Origin of the sequence: Moraxella sp., assembly GCF_024227015.1 — a bacterium.
Taxonomy (GTDB): Bacteria; Pseudomonadota; Gammaproteobacteria; order Pseudomonadales; family Moraxellaceae; genus Moraxella.
This window is the reverse complement of record NZ_JAAELD010000098.1, coordinates 1-667: the sequence shown is the minus strand read 5'-3', so window position 1 is coordinate 667 and position 667 is coordinate 1. Positions and strand designations below refer to the sequence as shown.

Sequence of the window (667 nt, the reverse complement as noted above, 5' to 3'; positions counted from 1 at the left end):
TAAGTCAATTCGAACAGTACTATTTACTTTTGATGGCTATCTTGAAAATAAAAAGATAAAATTGGCGGCATTGACCATCGAAGATATCGATGCGTTTTTCGCTGACTTTAATGCTAACTTTAGGCCGTCAACCTGTAAAGTGTACCGTTCCATTGTCAGAGGCTTTTTAAGCTATCTGTTTCATCAACGCCAAATTTTAAAGCGTGATCTGGCCCCGCTGGTGGTGGGCGCTCCCATGTTTGCACGTGCCAAGCCGCCAACATTTTTGCGTGCCGATGAGCTCAAAAGATTATTTGATAACATTGACTTTTCTTCGCAAAGCGGATTGCGAACCTATGCCATGCTCCAATTGGCCTACACTCTGGGGCTGCGTCCCATAGAGATATGCCAGATAACTCTGGATAATATATCCTTTCGCAAAGCCGAATTAAGCATCAATTGGCGCAAATGTCATAACCCTTTAAAGCTGCCGGTACCGGAAGTCACAATCAAAGCCATCGCCGCTTACATTATCGGCGCCCGGCCGCAAAGTAGCCTTCGAACCCTGTTTTTAAGCCTTAAGCCACCTTATGGTCCCATCACACCGACAATAGTTCATTATTATTTTAAAACGGCGATACATCAGGTTAATCCGTCTGCAACCGCCTATTGGCTTCGGCATACCTAT

General features: G+C 44.7%; 1 protein-coding gene. It reads left to right on the top strand.

The window, feature by feature from the left end:
• The coding region (locus GY683_RS02170; RefSeq protein WP_297287190.1) for a tyrosine-type recombinase/integrase at positions 1 to 667 on the top strand (667 nt) is incomplete at both ends.